At 74.1% G+C, this 15,170-nt stretch carries 10 protein-coding genes and 1 pseudogene; 6 read left to right on the top strand and 5 right to left on the bottom strand.

All coding sequences use genetic code 11. The features are described from left to right. Positions 1-35 precede the first annotated feature (35 nt). The 4 genes from ACVWNX_RS26630 (at position 36) to ybaK (ending at position 4,143) form a co-directional block, all read left to right on the top strand. The gene (locus ACVWNX_RS26630; protein WP_454414948.1) at positions 36-1,547 is read left to right on the top strand and encodes an oxidoreductase; all 1,512 of its coding nucleotides are present in this window, start codon (positions 36-38) and stop codon (positions 1,545-1,547) included. Between the two features lie 267 nt (positions 1,548-1,814). Beyond that, positions 1,815-2,837 (top strand): hypothetical protein, encoded by a 1,023-nt coding sequence (locus ACVWNX_RS26625; protein WP_454410599.1) that lies wholly within the window; start codon positions 1,815-1,817, stop codon positions 2,835-2,837. A gap of 11 nt (positions 2,838-2,848) precedes the next feature. Further along, positions 2,849-3,589, top strand: a complete 741-nt coding sequence (locus ACVWNX_RS26620) for an LON peptidase substrate-binding domain-containing protein (RefSeq protein ID WP_454410597.1) — start codon at positions 2,849-2,851, stop codon at positions 3,587-3,589. A 56-nt stretch (positions 3,590-3,645) separates the two neighbouring features. Continuing rightward, a complete protein-coding gene (gene ybaK / locus ACVWNX_RS26615; RefSeq protein ID WP_454410596.1) occupies positions 3,646-4,143 on the top strand; it encodes a Cys-tRNA(Pro) deacylase in 498 nt (165 codons plus the stop codon). A 401-nt stretch (positions 4,144-4,544) separates the two neighbouring features. Here the strand turns inward: ybaK and ACVWNX_RS26610 are convergent. The 4 genes and pseudogenes from ACVWNX_RS26610 to ACVWNX_RS26595 form a co-directional block, all read right to left on the bottom strand. Beyond that, a pseudogene (locus tag ACVWNX_RS26610) lies at positions 4,545-5,162 on the bottom strand (hypothetical protein); the annotation flags it as partial. Between the two features lie 34 nt (positions 5,163-5,196). Then, positions 5,197-6,021: an ABC transporter permease gene (locus tag ACVWNX_RS26605; RefSeq protein ID WP_454410594.1), complete on the bottom strand. Its 825-nt coding sequence runs from the start codon at positions 6,019-6,021 to the stop codon at positions 5,197-5,199. Positions 6,022-6,079: 58 nt separating this feature from the next. Then, positions 6,080-7,060 carry an ABC transporter ATP-binding protein gene (locus ACVWNX_RS26600; RefSeq protein ID WP_454414947.1) on the bottom strand — a complete coding sequence of 327 codons (981 nt, stop codon included), beginning with the start codon at positions 7,058-7,060 and terminating at the stop codon, positions 6,080-6,082. Between the two features lie 854 nt (positions 7,061-7,914). Continuing rightward, positions 7,915-9,156, bottom strand: a complete 1,242-nt coding sequence (locus tag ACVWNX_RS26595; protein ID WP_454410592.1) for an NYN domain-containing protein — start codon at positions 9,154-9,156, stop codon at positions 7,915-7,917. 325 nt (positions 9,157-9,481) lie between these two features. Here ACVWNX_RS26595 and ACVWNX_RS26590 point away from each other — a divergent pair, with 325 nt between their 5' ends. Beyond that, positions 9,482-9,661: a hypothetical protein gene (locus ACVWNX_RS26590; RefSeq protein ID WP_454410590.1), complete on the top strand. Its 180-nt coding sequence runs from the start codon at positions 9,482-9,484 to the stop codon at positions 9,659-9,661. Positions 9,662-9,787: 126 nt separating this feature from the next. Here ACVWNX_RS26590 and dnaE read toward each other — a convergent pair whose 3' ends face one another. After that, positions 9,788-13,327 carry a DNA polymerase III subunit alpha gene (gene dnaE, locus ACVWNX_RS26585; protein ID WP_454410588.1) on the bottom strand — a complete coding sequence of 1,180 codons (3,540 nt, stop codon included), beginning with the start codon at positions 13,325-13,327 and terminating at the stop codon, positions 9,788-9,790. A 331-nt stretch (positions 13,328-13,658) separates the two neighbouring features. Between dnaE and ACVWNX_RS26580 the strand changes: the two genes are divergently transcribed. After that, positions 13,659-15,131 carry a DUF2252 domain-containing protein gene (locus tag ACVWNX_RS26580; protein ID WP_454410586.1) on the top strand — a complete coding sequence of 491 codons (1,473 nt, stop codon included), beginning with the start codon at positions 13,659-13,661 and terminating at the stop codon, positions 15,129-15,131. Positions 15,132-15,170 lie beyond the last annotated feature (39 nt).

The raw sequence follows: 15,170 nt of genomic DNA, 5'->3' as shown, positions 1-15,170 counted from the left end.
ATCCGCCGGACGGGCTCACCGCCGCCGAGGTCGGGATGTGGCAGGCGTTCCGCAACGGCAGCCGCTACGACCTGCGGGCGGGCGACCCCTTCGTGGACGATCCGCACGGCGGACGGCCCTGGGGCCCGGAGCGGACGGTGCGCGCCCGGGTGGTGTGCTGGCTGCTGCTGGACGGGCCGCCCGCGCGGCCCGGCCGGGTGGCCTCGCTGAAGCTGACCGGGGTGCTCCTCAGCGGCACCCTGGACCTGGCGGGCGGCGCCGTCACCCCGTACGTGGAGCTGGACCGGTGCCGGTTCGAGCGGGAAGTGCTGCTGCCCGAGGCCGGGTTCACCACGCTGCGGATGGTGGACTGCGCCGTGCCCCGGCTGGAGGCGGCCCGGCTGCGCACCGAGGGCGATCTGCATCTGCCGCGCTGCCGCTTCCAGCACGGCATCCGGATGACCGACGCCCAGATCGGCACGGACCTGCTGCTCAGCCAGGCCGTGGTGTTCGGGGACCGGCGCGGCCGGGCGATCGTGGCGGACGGGATGAGCGTGGGCCAGGACCTCCAGGCGGAGCTGCTGGAGGCGTACGGCGAGGTCAGCCTGCGCGGCGCCAAGGTCGGGGTGTCGCTGAGCCTGCGCGGCAGCCACCTCGCCAACCCGTACGGGGACCGCGCGCTCAACGCCCCGCAGCTGACCGTGGAACGCACCCTGTACCTGACGCCCGCGAGCGTCGGCGACCCGCTGACCCGGGGCACCACCCCGGCGCACGGCACCCGGGTGCGGTGCTTCGAGTGCCGGGGCGGGGTGCGGCTGGACGACGGGCGGTTCGGGGACGCGGTGGACCTGGCCGGGGCCCGGTTCGCCCTCACCGACGACCAGGAGCTGTCGCTGCGCCGGGTGCAGACCCCGGAGCTGCGCTTCCTCGGCGAGCACCCCGAGCGGGGCCGGGCGGTGCTGTCGGGCGCCCGGGTGGTGAACCTGGTCGACCGGTGGACGAGCTGGCCCGGCGCGGGCCGCCTCCAGATGGGCGGCTTCTGGTACGAGCACCTGGTGCCGGTCGGCGCCTTCCCGCTGGCCAGGCGGCTGGAGTGGGTCGCGGCGGCCACCCCCGAGTACCACCCGGAACCCTACGAACGGCTCGCCGCGGTGCTGCGCGACAGCGGGGAGGACGCGGAGGCCCGGGAGGTGCTGCTCGCCAAGCAGCGGCGGCGCCGGGAGACGCTGCCGCTGGCGGGCAAGACATGGGGCTACCTCCAGGACTGGACGGTCGCCTACGGGTACCGGCCGGGCCGCGCGGCGCTGTGGATGACGGTGCTGTGGGGCGCCTGCGGGGTCGCGTTCTCCCGGGCCGCGCCGCCCCCGATGAAGCCGGACGACCATCCGGAGTGGAACGCCGCGCTGTTCGCCCTGGACCTGCTGATCCCGGTGATGGACCTGGGACAGGACGGCCACTGGCGGCTCACCGGGCTCTGGCAGTGGTTCGCCACGGCGATGGTGATCGCGGGCTGGACGCTGGCGACGGCGGTGGCGGCGGGGGCGACCCGGCTGCTGCGGCGCGGCTGACGTCCGCCCGCGCCCGCCTTCCCGCCTCTCACGCCCTCACGCCGCCTTCCCGCACCAGCGCCCCACTCATGCCGTCCGGCGGCCGTGGCGACGTCCGCCCGGGCCGACCGTCCGTCAGATCGCCCCGCCCCCAAGGCCCTTGCCGTGCCGCACCCCATCGCCTTTACCGGGACTTGACCATGCGGGAAGCAACCCGCGCGCGGTTACCGAACCGTCACCGTGATCCCCTGGTGCCGGTCCCACCTGCGGTTTTCAATGGTTCGGACCATGGCTCTGCTGCGTGCCCTCATCCGCACCGCCCGGATGGCCCGACACACCGCCTCGCTCGCCGCGGGACTCCCCGCCGACGACGAGGTCCTGCTCGACGCTCCGGACGACCGGCTGGGCCCCGCGCTGGTGGCCGCCGGACAGGGCGAGCACCGCCCCGCGGCCGAGCTGCTCGCCGCCACCCGGGAGGGCGCCGAGTGGGAGGACCGCGACCGCTACGCGATGCGGCTCGCCGCGTTCGCGGGCGCCCGGCCCGAATGGCTCGACCGGTGGCGGAGCACCGCCCCCGACGACCCGGACGTGCTGCTGCTCACAGCCGAGCGGGCGGTCGCCGTGGCCTGGGAGGGTCCCGGCCCCGCCCGCGCCGACCTGCTCCAGACGGCCACCCCGCTCGTCACCGCCGCCGCCGAGGGCGACCCCCGCGACCCGGTGCCCTGGCGGGTCGCCCTCGACCACGCCCGGGGCCTGGCCGCCCCGCACCCCCCGTTCGAGGAGCTGTGGGCCGAGGCGGTGCGCCGCTCCCCCCACCACTACGGCTGTCACGTCGCCGCCCTGCGCTTCCTGGCCGCCGCCGGGGGCGAGGCCGGACACGTCCAGTGCTTCGACTTCGCGGAGCGCGCCGCCCACGACGCCCTGCCCGACTCCCTGGTGCAGGCGCTGCCGGTACGCGCCGTCTTCGGCCATCTGGCCTCCCGCAGCGGCCCCGGCGCGGTGCCCCGGGCCCGGCTCGACGCCGCCGCGGACCGGGGCGTCGCCCTGTCCGCCCGCTACCCGCCCGGCGACCCCTGGCCCGCCGAGGTGCGCAACCTGCTGGTCTGCGTGCTGGTGCGGCTGGAACGCTGGCACGAGGCGCTGGAACAGCTGCGGCGCACCGGCCCGCACGCCACCTCGTTCCCCTGGGACCGGTTCTCCGACGATCCCCTCGGACGGTTCCTGGAGTTGCGGGACGGGGTCAGGACCGAGGTGGCCGCAGCGACCCCGCTGCGCGCCCGGCCGGGGCGGGCACCCTCCGGCGACCACTAGGCTTGCACGTCGTGACCACCGTCCGGCTGCCGCTGTTCCCGCTCAACTCGGTCCTGTTCCCGGGGCTCGTCGTCCCCCTGAACGTCTTCGAGGAGCGCTATCGCGCCCTGATGCGCGATCTGCTGAAGACCCCCGACGACGAACCCCGCCGTTTCGTGATCGTCGCGATCCGGGACGGCCACGAGGTCGCGCCCAGCGCGCCGGGGCTGCCCGATCCGACCGCCCTCCCGGAGCGCGGCCCCGCCGCGGGCTTCGGACCGGACCCGCTCGCGGCGTTCCACGGCACGGGGTGCGTCGCCGACGCGGCGACCCTGCGGGAGCGCCCCGACGGCGGTTTCGAGGTCATCGCCACCGGCACCACCCGGGTGCGGCTGCGCTCCGTGGACGCCTCCGGCCCCTATCTGACGGCCGAGGTGGAGGAGCTGGCCGAGGAGCCCGGCGACGGGGCGGGCGCCCTCGCCGAGGGCGTGCTGCGGGCCTTCCGGGCCTATCAGAAGCGGCTCGCCGGGGCCCGCGAGCGGTCCCTGTCCACCAACGGGGACCTGCCCGACGAGCCCTCCGTGGTCTCCTACCTGGTCGCCGCCGCGATGATGCTCGACATCCCGGCCAAGCAGCGGCTGCTCCAGGCCCCCGACACCGCGTCCCGGCTGCGGGAGGAGCTGCGGCTGCTGCGCAGCGAGACCGCGATCCTGCGTAATCTGCCGTCGGTGCCCGCCACGGACCTCACCCGCGCGCCCACCAGCCTGAACTGACACCACCGCACGACCGGGCGGCCGAGCGCCCGGCACCGAGGAACGGAAGCGGCCCGATGGCGAAGAAGCAGAAGCAGCAGAGCGGCGGGACGCCCGCGACCGTGGCCCTGACGGCGGCGGGCACGGCGTTCACCGTCCACTCCTACACCCATGACCCGGCCCACCCCTCGTACGGGGAGGAGGCCGCCGAGGCGATGGGCGTCTCCCCGGACCGGGTGTTCAAGACCCTGGTCGCCGAGGTGGACGGCGAGCTGACGGTCGCGGTGGTCCCGGTCGCGGGAAGCCTCGATCTGAAGGCCCTGGCGGCGGCGGTCGGCGGCAAGCGGGCGACGATGGCCGACCCGGCGGCGGCGGAGCGGGTGACCGGATACGTCCGGGGCGGGATCTCCCCCCTCGGACAGCGCAAGCGGCTGCGCACCGTGCTGGACTCCTCGGCCGGGGAGCACCCCACGATCTGCGTGTCGGCCGGACGCCGCGGCCTGGAGGTCGAACTGGCCCCCGCCGACCTGGCGGCGCTGACCCGGGCGGTGCTGGCGCCCGTCGGACGCGGCTGAGCCCCCCCGGCGGCCGGTACGCGCCGCCCGGGGAGCCGCCGTCAGCGGGAACCGCCGGGGGACTCCCGCTAGCGGTGCCCGTCGGCTCCGGACCCGTGCGGACGTCCGTCCCCGGGCGGGGGCGCGTAGGGGTTCCCGTCCCCCGGCGGGTGCGGCGGGCGGACGTCCCCGGACGGCGGGGCGTACGGGTTCCCGTCGCCGGAGGGGCGCGGGTACGGGTCGCCGCCGTGGGACGGGGACGGGTCGCCGTCGCCGGACGGGGGCGTGTACGGATCGCCGCTGCCGGAGGGGCGCGGGTACGGGTTCCCGTCGCCGGGCGGGGGCGCGTACGGGTCGCGGGCCGGGTCGGCGGGGCCGGGAGCGGGCGCCCAGTGGCCGGGGCCGCCCCGGTGGAGCTCCTCGTACGGGTCCGGGTCCCGGGGGCCGAACAGGGCGGTCAGACAGAGGTGCGCCAGGAGCGCGGCGACGGGCCACGCCAGCAGCACCCCACGGGCCTCCAGCTTCAGGGGCGCGTCGAAGGTGACGCCCTTGCCGACCTCCTTGGCGTGCGCCACCACGTCCTCGGACGGGCCCAGCCACACCCCGAGCCGCCACGCCAGCAGCGCGCCGAGCAGACCGCCGAGGGCGAGCGCCACGACCTGCGGGACCCCGCCCCGGCGGCGCAGCAGGAAGACCACCAGCGCGCTCAGCACGCCGAACCCCACGGCGAGCAGGGTGAACGTTCCGTCGATGCCGATGGCCTGTTCGCCCTCGGTGTCCTTGAGGTAGACCGCGTCGGCGTCCGAGACCAGCGGGACCCGGGGTGCCAGCCACAGCCACAGCGTCCCCAGCAGCAGACCCGCGGCGGCGACCGCGACCGTGATCACGGCGGCCTCGCGGAGTTCGGCCGCCAGTCCGGGACCGGTGCCCTGCCCCGATCCGTCGCCGGGCTCCCCGGCGGGCGGTCCGGAGGGCGGGTCGCCCCAGCCCCCCTGGGCGGGCGGCTGGTCATGGGGTGGTGGCGTCAGGGGTGCGGTCACCCTGACATCGTGCCAGCCCGTCGCCCGGCCCGCGTCACCGGACGGCGGCCCGCCGGTACGCCCAGGTCGCCACGGCCAGCGAGACCACGCCGACCCCGGCGCAGACGGCCAGGTGGAGTCCGACGACCCCCCAGTCGGGGTGGGGCGCGAAGGTCCGCGCGAACGCCTCCACCCCGTAGGTGGAGGGCAGCAGGTCCCGTCCGTACTGGACCACCGTGGGCAGTCGTTCGGGCGGCAGCACCCCGAGGAGCAGCGCCGCCGACATGCCGAGCTGGCCGAGGAGGGTGGCGAGTTCGGGCCGGGGCGCGAGCAGCCCGAGGGCGGCGCCCAGCCCGGCGAGGGCGGCCCCGGCGAGCGGGATCACCGCGAGCAGCACCCACAGGTGGGTGAAGGGCAGCTGGAACAGGACGCAGCCGACGGCGGCGGTCAGCAGGGTGCCCGGCACCGTGAAGGAGGCGTACGCGGCGGCGGCCCCGAGGACCACCGCGGCGGGCGGGACGGGCAGCGTCGCGTAGTGGTCGAGGCCGCCGTCCGCCCGCAGCCGCCCGAAGTACTGGGCGAGCAGGTTGAGCGCGACGAACGCCACCACGAGGACGCTGGACCCGGCGACCACGGCCCGCGCCTCCTCGCCGCCGTCCACCACCCCGCGCATCAGGACCATGATCCCGACGGACTGGAAGGTGGCGACGAACAGCAGCGGGATGCGGGCGACCCGGGCCCGGGAGAGCTGGGCCCGGTACACGGCGGCGAGCGCGGGCAGCAGCCGGGCGCGGGGCGCCAGCCCGGCGGGCGCGGGGCGGCTCGCGGGGCGGGCGGCTCCGGTGCGACGGGACAGTGCCTCGGCGGGTACGACGGTCACGGGGTGAGGCTCCTGTTCCTGACCGCGTGCTGAGCGGCGTCCGTGGGTGGTCGGTGGGTCACGCCTTCACCAGGCCCGTCGCACCGCTGTCGGTGCCGCCGAGGGCCAGGTAGACGTCCTCCAGGCTGGGGGTGGCCAGGGTGAAGTCGTCCAGGGCGGCGAAGGCCGCGCCGCCGGTGACGGCGGCGACCGCCGCCCGGGCCTCGTCGGGGGCGAGCCGCAGCACCCAGCGGCGGCCGGACTCGGTGGCGAGCGGGCGCAGGGCGGTCACCTCGGGGATGTCGAGGGGGGCGCGCTCCCGCCAGACCAGTTCCACCCGGACCTCCCCGGCGAGCCGCTCCTTGAGCCCGGTCGGGGTGTCGCAGGCGATGACCCGGCCCCGGTCGAGGACGGCGACCCGGTCCAGGACGGTCTCGGCCTCGATGACGTTGTGGGTGACGAGCAGCACGGTGGTGCCGTGTTCGGCGCGGCGCCGGTCCACCGCGGCCCACACCGCGCGCCGGGCGAGGGGGTCCATGGCGGTGGTGGGCTCGTCCAGCACCAGCAGGGGCCGTTCGCCGACGAGGGCGGCGGCGACGCAGGCGAGCCGTCGCTGGCCGCCGGAGAGCCGGGCGAGGGGGCGGGCGGCGAGCGGGGTGAGTCCCAGTTCGTCGAGGACGGCGTCGCGTTCGGCGCGGGCTGCGCGGACGTCGAGGCCGCGCAGCCGGGCGGTGGTCTCGGCGGCGAGGGAGACGGTCAGCTCGTCGAGGGCGCTGGACTCCTGGCCGAGGTAGGCGAGGATGCGGGCGGCCCGTTCGGGGTGACGGACGATGTCGTGGCCGAGGATCTCGATGCCGCCGGAGTCGGGGCGCATCAGTCCGGTGAGCTGCCGGACGAGGGTGGACTTGCCCGCGCCGTTGGGGCCGAGCAGTCCGAAGATCTCACCGCGCCGGACGTCGAGGCGGACCCCGTCGGTGGCCCGGACCTCGGGGGTGGCGGGGGCGCCGCGGCGGCCCCGGGTGGCCGGGTAGGTCTTCACCAGGTCGCGCACCGCGCACACCACGTCGCCGAGAGGTTCCGGGGGTGCGGGGCGCGTACTCACGAAGAGGGAGCCTACGGGGTGCGGGGGCGCCGGTGTGCCTCCGGGGTGGCGCAAGCCGCCGGGGGGCGGGTCGCCGCCCCCGCCGGGACGGGGGCGGCGGTCACCGCGCGACGGAGGCCAGCCGCGTCCCGGCAGGGGGCGGATCACTCCCGCCGGGGCAGCGGGCCGGTCCCCGCCCGGGGTGACGGACCGCCCCCGCAGAGGGGTGACGGATCGGCGCACGTGGCGGACGAACCTCTCCCGCCGGGGCAACGGCCACCACGCGACGGAGGCCGGACCGTGCTCCGGCAAGGGAGTGGATCACTCCCCACCGGAGTGGCGGATCACTTCCCGCCGGGGCGGCGGGCCGGTCCCCACCAGGGTGACGGACCGGGTCCGCCCGGAGTGACGGCCCGGTGCACGTGGGGACGGACCTCCCCCGGCCGGGCACCCGGCCACCACACGAGGGATGCCGGAGCGCGCTCCGGCAGGGAATGGATCACTCCTCGCCGGGGTGGCGGATCACTTCCTGGCGGGGCGGCGGAGAGTCCCCACCGGGGTGACGGACCGGTCCCCGCCTGGGGTGACGGGCCGGTCCCCGCCCGGGGTGACGGGTCCGTGCACGTGGGGACGGGCCTCCCCCGGCGGGACACCCGGTCACTTCCCGGCGAGGACGGACCGTTCACCAGCGGGGCGCCGGACCGTTCCCAGGCGGGGACGGACCGCTCCCGCCGGGAAGCCGACCGTTCGCCGCCGGGGTGCCGGACCTCTTCCCGGCGGGTGACGGTTCGCCCACCGGCAGGGGACGGCCCGGCACCCGGGAAGGCGGCCGGTCACTCCCCGGCGGGGGCGTGCGCGGTGATGCGGGGGTCCACCTCGCGCCAGAATCCGGCGCGGATCGCGTACCGGTCGTTCTCGTCGATCTGGTCGTCCTTGTGGGCCAGCAGACCGAAGCGGGCGGCGTAGCGCAGCAGTTCCCCGTCGATGCGGTGCGGGACCCGGGGGTAGAGGGCGGAGAGCCGGGAGAGGACGGCGGGTTCGGGCAGCCGTCCCGTCCAGCGGCGGGCGAAGACCTGGCCGACCTCGTAGGGGTCGCCGCCGACGGTGGTGATGTCCTCCTCGCGGTCCGCCCAGCGCTGTTCGGCGCTGGTGAGCTGGGCGAGGGTGGGCAGGGCGGCGATCTCGGGGGGTTCGGCGGGGCCGGGACGGTCCACCCAGCCCTTGTCGGAGGACCAGCGCAGGGTGGCGCCGGGGGGCTGGGCGGGGGTGACCGGGGCGGCGGCGGCCGGGGCGCGGAGCGCGGCCAGGTCCTTGGGAGTGGGCACCTTGCTGCCCCGCTCGGGGGCGGGGGCCTCGTGACGGGCGGGGCCCTCGTGGGCGGCGGGGTGCGCAGGGGCGGCGGGACCGGGGGCGGGGGCGCGGCCGGTCGGCGGGGCCGGGGCGAGGGCGGGGTCGGGGAGCGGGGCGGAGAGGATCGCGGCGATCTCGGGGCGGGGCGCGGGCTGCGGGGCGCACGCCCCGGCCGTGTCCCGGGCGCGGACGGCACGGGTGATCCAGCTCCGGTCGAGGACGCTGCGCTCGTCGGCCTCGGCGACCAGGTCCTCCGACTGGTTGTAGTCGCCGTCGGCGGCCTGGACGGCCCAGAGGTGGACGGCGACCCCGTGTTCCTTGGCGGCCATCATCCCGGGCAGCAGATCGCCGTCGCCGGTGACCAGGACGATGTCCGAGCAGGCCCGGTTGCGGGCGAGTTCGGTCAGCTCGGCGTGCATGGCCGCGTCCACGCCCTTCTGCGCCCAGCGGCCGTCGCTGCGGGTCAGAGCGCCGAGGCGGACGGTGACCCGGGACATCACCCGGAGTCTGCGGTGTTCGGGCTGGGGGACGCGGTCGGGGGCGCCGTCGAACCAGTAGATGCGCAGCAGCGGGCGTTCGGTGTCCCGCTCGGCGCGTTCGCGCAGCCCCTGGATCAGGGCGGTGTGGTCGACGGTGATGCGGGAGCGCGACGGCTCTCCGGCGAGGAGACTCGCGGCGGCTCCCAGCAGGTATCCGGCGTCGACCAGGACGACACAGCGTTCCACGCGACCCACCCTCTTTCCTGAACTGTCCCCGCGGCGTGCGACGGGATGTCCTGAAGGCCGTCCGCTCAGGACCACGGACCTTCCCGGGGCCGTGTCCCCGCCGGGGACGCGGGCCCGCGTCGGGGTTTCCCCGGGCGTGCTTCGAGTCTGCCCGAACGGCGGGGGCCGGGCGGCCCGAACTCGATCATCGGCGTGGCGGATTCACCCGTGGCGGTTCCGTTCCCCCCGTCACCCGGGGTAAATCTCCGACATGCACTACTTGTCCTCTTGTGTGAGTCTGGTCCCGGCTCTGGCCCCCAGATCCCCCTACAGGAGGCAGATCACCATGGCCAAGAACAAGAACCGCAAGCACGGCGGCCAGCAGAACCGCTCCTCGGCCGCCGAGCGGGGCACCCAGGACGCCCAGCGGTCCTCCATCGAGTCCCAGGCGGAGCAGCGTCAGACCCAGGTCACCCCCGGGGACGTGGCGCGCAAGGGGCGTCAGAAGCGCTTCGGCCACAACTGATCCACCCCGCGGCCCGGCCGGTGCGCCGTTCCCACGGCCCGGCGGGCGGTCACGACGGAAGAGGGGCGCGCCCGTTCGGGCGCGCCCCTCTTCACCACTGTGCGCCCCGGATGGCGGGGCGGACGGTCAGCCCGCCAGACAGGACGGGCCGAGCAGGACCTTCAGATCGCCGAAGAGCGCCGGGTCGGGCTGGACCCGATGCCGGTCCAGCCGCAGCACGGTGGTCTTGCGGGGGCCCTCCAGCCGGATCCGCACCTCGCTGTTGCCCTTGTGGTGGCCGAGGATCTCGCCGAGGCGGCTGACCATCGGCGGGGTGACCTTGACCGCCGGGATGGTGATCACCACGGGGGCGTCGGCGCCCGCGTGGGTGAGGTCGGGGACCTGGAGCTCCATCGCGACCAGCCGGGGCACGTCCTCCCGCTTGTCGAGCCGCCCCTTGACGAAGACCACCGCGTCCTCGACCAGCTGGGTGGACACCAGCTGGTAGGTGGCGGGGAAGAACATGCACTCGATGGACCCGGCCAGGTCCTCGACGGTGGCGATGGCCCAGGCGTTGCCCTGCTTGGTCATCTTGCGCTGGAGGCCGGAGATGATGCCGCCGATGGTGACGACCGCGCCGTCCGCGTGCTCGCCCCCGGTGAGCTGGGAGATCGAGGCGTCCGCCTTGTCCGACAGGACGTGCTCGATGCCGAACAGCGGGTGGTCGGAGACGTACAGCCCGAGCATCTCGCGCTCCTGGGCCAGCAGGTACGTCTTCTCCCACTCGTCGGGGGAGAACTCCACGTCGAGGCCGAAGCCCGGTTCGTCGGCGCCCTCGTCGCCCATCCCGCCGAAGAGGTCGAACTGCCCCTCGGCCTCCTTGCGCTTCACCTGGACGACGTTGTCGATCATGGGCTCGTACTGGGCGGTGAGGCCCTTGCGGGTGTGGCCCATGGTGTCGAAGGCGCCCGCCTTGATCAGCGACTCGGTGGTGCGCTTGTTGCAGACGACGGCCTCGACCTTGTCCAGGTAGTCCGGGAAGGAGGCGTACCGTCCCTTGGCCTTGCGGCCCCGGATGATCGAGTCCACGACGTTGGTGCCGACGTTGCGCACCGCGGAGAGCCCGAAGAGGATCACGTCGTCGCCCTGGGCGGCGAAGTTCGCCATCGACTCGTTGACGTTGGGCGGCAGCACCTTGATGCCCATGCGGCGGCACTCGTTGAGGTAGACCGCCGACTTGTCCTTGTCGTCCTTGACCGAGGTGAGCAGTCCCGCCATGTACTCGGCGGGGTAGTTCGCCTTGAGGTACGCGGTCCAGTACGAGACCAGTCCGTACGCGGCGGAGTGGGCCTTGTTGAAGGCGTACCCGGCGAACGGCACCAGCACGTCCCACAGCGCCTGGATCGCCTCGTCGCTGTACTCGTTCTTCCGGGCGCCCGCCTGGAAGATCGCGAAGTTCTTCGCCAGTTCCTCGGGCTTCTTCTTGCCCATCACCCGGCGGAGGATGTCGGCCTCGCCGAGCGAGTACCCGGCGATGATCTGGGCGGCCTTCTGCACCTGCTCCTGGTAGACGATCAGGCCGTAGGTGACGTCCAGGACCTCCCTCAGGGGCTCTTCCAGCTCCGGGTGGATCGGGGTGATCTCCTGCTGCTTGTTCTTGCGCAGCGCGTAGTTGGTGTGCGAGTTCATGCCCATCGGGCCCGGCCGGTACAGGGCCGACACGGCGGAGATGTCTTCGAAGTTGTCGGGCTTCATCAGCCGCAGCAGCGAGCGCATGGGGCCGCCGTCGAACTGGAAGACGCCGAGGGTGTCACCGCGCTGGAGGAGTTCGAAGGTCTTGGGGTCGTCCAGCGGCAGGCTCAGGAGGTCGATGTCGACGTCCTTGTTGGCCTTCACCATCTTGACGGCGTCGTCCATGATGGTGAGGTTGCGCAGCCCGAGGAAGTCCATCTTCAGCAGGCCGAGCGACTCGCAGCTCGGGTAGTCCCACTGCGTGATGGTCACGCCGTCGGTGTGCCGGACCCAGACCGGGACGTGGTCGGTGATCGTCTCGCTGGACATGATCACGCCCGCGGCGTGCACGCCCATCTGCCGCACCAGGCCCTCCACGCCGCGCGCGGTGTCGATGACCTTCTTGACGTCCGGCTCGTTCTCGTACATCCCCCGGATCTCGCCCGCCTCCGAGTAACGCGGGTGGGAGGAGTCCAGGATGCCGGAGAGCGGGATGCCCTTGCCGAGGACGTCGGCGGGCATCGCCTTGGTGAGGCGGTCGCCCATGGCGTACGGGTAGCCGAGGACGCGCGCGGAGTCCTTGATGGCGTTCTTGGCCTTGATGGTGCCGTAGGTGCCGATCATGGCGACCTTGTCGGCGCCGTACTTCTCCGTCACGTACCGGATGACCTCGACGCGCCGGCGCTCGTCGAAGTCGATGTCGACGTCGGGCATGGAGACGCGCTCGGGGTTCAGGAAGCGCTCGAAGATCAGACCGTGCGGGATCGGGTCGAGGTCGGTGATGCCCATGGCGTAGGCGACGATCGAACCGGCCGCCGAGCCACGGCCCGGGCCCACCGCGATGCCCTGGTTCTTCGCCCACATGATGAAGTCGGCGACCACCAGGAAGTAGCCCGGGAAGCCCATCGAGATGATGGTGTCCATCTCGTACTCGACCTGCTTGATGCGGTCGTCCGGGATGCCGTCCGGGAAGCGGCGGCGCATCCCGGCCATGGTCTCCTCGCGGAACCAGGAGACCTCGGTGTACCCCTCGGGGATGTCGAACTTCGGCATCAGGTCCCGCTTGCCGAACATCCCCTCGGTGTCGACCTGCTCCGCGACCAGCAGGGTGTTGCGGCACCCCTCCTGCCAGGCGTCCGAGGAGTCGATGGCGTACATCTCGTCCGTGGACTTCAGGTAGTAGCCGGTGCCGTCGAACCGGAACCGGTCCGGGTCGGAGAGGTTCTTGCCGGTCTGGATGCACAGCAGCGCGTCGTGCGCCACCGACTCCGAGGCGTAGGTGTAGTGCGAGTCGTTGGTGACGATCGGGGGGATGCCGAGCTTCTTGCCGATCTCCAGCAGCCCGTCCCGCACCCGGCGCTCGATCTCGATGCCGTGGTCCATCAGCTCCAGGAAGTACCGGTCCTTGCCGAAGATGTCCTGGTAGTCGGAGGCGGCCTTGAGCGCCTCGTCGAACTGGCCGAGCCGCAGCCGCGTCTGGAGCTCCCCCGAGGGACACCCGGTGGACGCGATCAGCCCCTCCGACCACCGCGCGATGGTCTCCCGGTCCATCCGGGGCCACTTCTGGAGCCAGCCCTCCGCGTACGCGTCCGAGGAGAGCCGGAAGAGGTTGTGCAGCCCCGTCGCGTTCGACGCCCAGATCGTCTTGTGGGTGTAACCACCCGAACCGGACACGTCGTCCCGCTTCTGGTGCGGCTGGCCCCACTGGATCTTGCGCTTGTTGCGCCGGGACTCCGGGGCGACGTACGCCTCGATGCCGATGATCGGGGTGATGCCCGCCTTCGTCGCCTGGTGGAAGAAGTCGTACGCCCCGTGGAGGTTGCCGTGGTCCGTCATCGCGATGTGCGTCATGCCCATCTCGCCGCACGCGTTGAACATGTCCTTCAACCGCGCGGCACCGTCCAGCAGCGAGTACTGGGTGTGGACGTGCAGGTGCGTGAACGGCGGTTTCGACACGGTGCGGCCTCCAGCGGAAACGGTCGGCGACGGTCTGGGGGGACAGCGTGGAAGTCTACGTCTCCGGACCGACAGCCCCGGGTCACCCGAGGCGCGGGACCCCCCTCGCCGACGGCCGGGAACCGCCCCCGCCGGAACGGGACGGAACCGGACGAACGGATGTGCGGGCACTCGACGGGGACCCCGCGCGTTGAACGGGACGGGCACCGCGTGGCGGCGCGGCGACGACGTCCGACGCGGCGCCCCGACCGCCCGGCCGCCCCGGATCACCGCGGGCACCACGGCACCACGTACGGCAGCACCGCAGCACCTCAGCAGGAGGCACCCTCACATGTCGGCACCGTCCGCTTCACCGGTCCCCCCGGCACCGTCCGCCCGTCCCGACGCGGCGGACGCTCCCGGCGCGCCCGACGCGCCGTCCCCGACGGCCTCCGCACCCGGCGACGGGCGTCACGGCGGGCACGGCACCGGAGACGGCCCCGGGCACGGCACCGGACGCGGCGAGGAGATCCTCACCGTCTTCGACGCGGCCTTCGGAGAGCTGCTGGCCGCCGACCCGGCGGCGTTCCGGGTGAAGTTCCGCAAGATGGCCGCCTCCGCGTTCGCCTTCTACCGGGGCACGGCCTGCCTCTTCTACCACGACCTCGCCGCCGAGGGCGCCGTGCCCGCCCGGGGCCCCTACCTGGACGAGCGGACCTCCCGGGTGTGGATCCACGGCGATCTGCACGCCGAGAACTTCGGCACCTACATGGACTCCCAGGGCCGTCTGCTGTTCAACGTCAACGACTTCGACGAGGCGTACGTCGGGCCCTTCACCTGGGACCTCAAGCGCTTCGCCGCCTCGGTGGCGCTGATCGGGTACGCGAAGGCCCTCGGCGACGGACAGATCTCCGACCTGGTGCGGGCCTACGCGGCGGCCTACCGCGAGCGGATCCGCGTCCTGGCGGCCGGGACCCCGGGCGAGGAGGTGCCGCCGTTCGACCTGGACACCGCCGAGGGCCCGCTGCTGGGCGCGCTGCGCGCGGCCCGGTCGCGCACCCGGTTCGGGCTGCTCGACTCGATGACGGAGATCCGCGACTTCGAGCGGCGCTTCGCCCCGGGCGGCGGCGCGGTCGAACTGGACGCGGCCACCCGCTACAAGGTCCTCGCCGCCTTCGACGGCTATCTGGAGACGCTCCCCGAGTCCTCGCTGACCCGGCCCGACTCCTACCGGGTCAAGGACGTGGTGGGCCGCCGGGGCGTGGGCATCGGCTCGGCCGGACTCCCCTCGTACAACATCCTCCTGGAGGGGAACAGCGACGCCCTGGAGAACGACGTCGTGATCTACCTCAAGCAGGCGCAGACCCCGGCCGTGTCGCGGCACCTCACCGACCGGGCGATCCGGGAGTACTGGCACCACGAGGGCCACCGCACGGTGATCTCCCAGCGCGCCCTCCAGGCGCACGCCGACCCCTGGCTGGGCTGGACCGAGCTGGACGGCGCCGGACAGCTCGTCGCGGAGGTGTCCCCGTACGCGGTGGACCTCGACTGGTCCGACATCGACGACCCGGCGGAGATCACCGCCGTCGTCGCGGACCTGGGCCGGGCCACCGCCACCATGCACGCGGCGGCCGACGACGAGAGCGGGCACTCGGAGCTGGTGCCGTTCTCCACGGAACGGGCGATCGACGCCGCCATCGCCGCCGACGAGGACGGCTTCGGGGAACTGCTGGTGGACTTCGCGCACCACTACGGGGCCCGGGCCCGACGGGACCACCAGACGTTCGTCGACCTGTTCCGCAACGGCCGGATACCCGGTCTGTAGCCACCGCGCCGGGCCCCGGCGGCCCACAGGCATCCTTTA

The sequence above is a fragment of the Streptomyces sp. JNUCC 64 genome (assembly GCF_054484115.1).
This window is presented reverse-complemented; position numbering and strand designations above follow the sequence as displayed.

Bases quoted from the DNA above. Each gene is read 5' to 3' on its own strand.
- ACVWNX_RS26630 (WP_454414948.1), top strand. From the start codon at position 36: ATGTGGCAGGCGTTCCGCAACGGCAGCCGCTACGACCTGCGGGCGGGC.
- ACVWNX_RS26625 (WP_454410599.1), top strand. From the start codon at position 1,815: ATGGCTCTGCTGCGTGCCCTCATCCGCACCGCCCGGATGGCCCGACAC.
- ybaK (WP_454410596.1), top strand. From the start codon at position 3,646: ATGGCGAAGAAGCAGAAGCAGCAGAGCGGCGGGACGCCCGCGACCGTG.
- ACVWNX_RS26590 (WP_454410590.1), top strand. From the start codon at position 9,482: ATGGCCAAGAACAAGAACCGCAAGCACGGCGGCCAGCAGAACCGCTCC.
- ACVWNX_RS26580 (WP_454410586.1), top strand. From the start codon at position 13,659: ATGTCGGCACCGTCCGCTTCACCGGTCCCCCCGGCACCGTCCGCCCGT.